Here is a 2562-nt window from a genome sequence, read left to right as displayed (position 1 = left end):
GGGTTCGCGATCGTCGGGCTGTTCATCTTCACCTGGGTGGTCGCGCTCGCCGTGTGGCGGTTCGGGCGCATCGAGGAGAAGTGGTCGGCGCGGCTCAACCCGGTTGGGTAGGCCGCGGCCGGCGAGGTTGCGCATCGCAGGCAAGGGGAAACGGTGAAACCGCGACTCCCTTATCTCGGCAGCCAGCGGGTGTCGTGGACAGGGCCTGCCGATTGGTCTGGGACGTTGCTGGCACGAGGAGAGATGAAGATCAGCAGTGGACGTCGCGCCCTCCGACGGCACCTTGTGGTTGACGATAAGCAACACGGTCACCAGTTCTTGCCGAACAGTGTGGCCGGGTGAGGGGCTGAGTGTGTCGGGCATGAGCTGTACCTGCGCTCCCTCGGGGAGGTCGTGGATGGAGCGGCGACAGGCTGCGGATGCGCATGCAGACGGCGGCGTGCCCTGACCGACTTGGGCGATAGTGCCGGGCCGTTGAGAAAAACGTTGCGGTAGCGGCGCCACACCGTTAACCGGACTAACCCGTTTGATGCAGCGATCAGCCTGGGCTTGGTGACGCCGTCCCATCGCCGGAGGGGACGGCGGAGTGCTGTTTCGGGACGACGCGCCGGCGTTCGAAGTCGGCCAGGTCGACCACGACGAAGCCGATCGGCGAGCGGATGTTCAGCATCACCATCACCGCGGACTCACCTTCAGCGCGAGTGGGTCGGCGAGCCGATTTCACCGCCCTGCGCTACCAGCTGATCGACACGCCGCGGGAGGTTGAGAAGGGGCCGCGCCGCTACATGGGACTCTCGGGTTGGCCTACGCCGCAGTCGATTTCGCGATCGAGAAGGACCGATTGTGGTTCCTCGAGAGTAATTCGTCGGGTCAGCACGGCTGGCTGGAAGCCCGGACCGGTGCGCCCATCACCGCCACACTGGCCGGCCTGCTCACCCACCACCGAAGGGGACGCTCGTGACCACGATCAACACCGCTGGCGACGTCGAGTGGGGTCCCCACGCTGCCCGGCTGGCCGAGGAACTGGTCGCGGCGGGCAAGCTCACCGACTCGCGCCTGGCCGCGGCCGTTCGGGCGGTTCCGCGGCATGTGTTCGTCCCCACCTACCACCAGCAGACCGCCGACGGCTCCTGGGTTGAGCGCGTCAGCGTCGACGACCTGGCCGCCGTCTACGCCAACACCGCCCTGATCACCACCCTCGCCGCGACCGCGACAGGCGGGACAACCGTGCTGTCCTCGTCGACGCAGCCGGGGTTGATGACCCGCATGATCGAGGCCCTGCATCTCGCCGACGGGGCGCGGGTGCTGGAGATCGGTACCGGAACCGGCTACAACGCCGCGCTGTTGTCGCACCAGCTCGGCCACGGGCAGGTTTACTCGGTGGACGTCGAAGGCGAGCTCGTTGAGCTGGCCAGCCCGCGGCTGGCCGGACTCGGCTACCACCCGACCCTGGTCGTCGGTGACGGCGCGGCCGGCCTGCCCGAGAACGCGCCGTTCGACGCGATCATCGCCACCTGCGCTGTTCCCGCGATCCCGTGGGCCTGGATCGAGCAGGTCCGGCCTGGCGGCGTGGTCCTGGCCGACCTCAAATCCGCGCCCGGCGCCGGTAGCCTCGTCCGCCTCACCCGGCGCGACGACGACCGGGCGGAGGGCCATTTCGACGCGACCTACGCCGCGTTCATGGACCTCCGTCACACCCCGGGCAGCAACCCGGACGGGTTCCGCGTCGAGCGGGACCACAACCAGGCCGAGCACAGCACCACACGTCTGGACCCGACCACCCCGTGGACTTCGCTGCTCGTCTGGTTCCTCGCCTCCTTCGACCTCGGCCCCGACATCGCCTACGGCTACACCCTTCCCGAGGGCGGCTTGATCCCGGCCTACAGCGACACCGCACCGGCCGCGTCTTGGATCGCCACCCCGGACGGCTCTTGGGCCGAGATCACCTTCGCCACTCAGAACGGCCAGCACGGGGTCGCCGAAGACGGACCCCGCCGCCTCTGGCGGCTGGTCGAGATCGCCCACAGCACCTGGGTTGATCTCGGTCGGCCCGGCTGGGACAGCTTCGGCCTTACCGTCACACCCGAAGCGCACACTCTCTGGTTCGACCGGCCCGAGGGCGAGCACACCTGGCACATCGCCAGCCACTGAGCACGCCGGAGGAGAAGACGATGCACGCGGTCAACCGGCTGTCGAAGTCCGTAGCCCGCAAGCTCATCACTGGCCTGCTCACCTGATCCTTCTGTTCACGTTCTCGTGGTAGCGCAACGGAAAATCGTGCGCGCGACACGCCGAGGTGCGGATCTGGCGAGGAACGCCGGGCTCGGGTGGCGGACCCGCTGCGTGATGGCGCAGGCTGTCGGCTCCGTTGCCGAGGAGAGGAGCCGCTGACGCGATGACCGGCGTTCCTGGGACTGTAAGACGAGCGGTGTAACTCCCGATCATGGAAGTGCACCTGATGACCGAGGTCACCGAGCCCGGGCAGGCTCGAGGGGTTGATCGTAGCGTGATGCTCGGTGGTCGGCTTCGGTCTGGGCTGGGGTGCAGTGGCCGAGCTCGCCG

General features: G+C 68.1%; 2 protein-coding genes. One reads left to right on the top strand and one right to left on the bottom strand.

The genetic code is table 11. From position 1 onward, the window contains the following. Positions 1–538: 538 nt before the first annotated feature. Positions 539–676 (bottom strand): hypothetical protein, encoded by a 138-nt coding sequence (locus tag AB0F91_RS47020; RefSeq protein WP_360609007.1) that lies wholly within the window; start codon positions 674–676, stop codon positions 539–541. 281 nt (positions 677–957) lie between these two features. Here AB0F91_RS47020 and AB0F91_RS47015 point away from each other — a divergent pair, with 281 nt between their 5' ends. Next, on the top strand, positions 958–2151 hold the full coding sequence (locus AB0F91_RS47015) for a methyltransferase domain-containing protein (RefSeq protein ID WP_360609005.1): 1194 nt from the start codon (positions 958–960) through the stop codon (positions 2149–2151). The last annotated feature ends 411 nt before the right edge of the window (positions 2152–2562 follow it).

This window comes from Amycolatopsis sp. NPDC023774, assembly GCF_040639695.1.
Classification (GTDB): domain Bacteria; phylum Actinomycetota; class Actinomycetes; order Mycobacteriales; family Pseudonocardiaceae; genus Amycolatopsis.
This window is presented reverse-complemented; position numbering and strand designations above follow the sequence as displayed.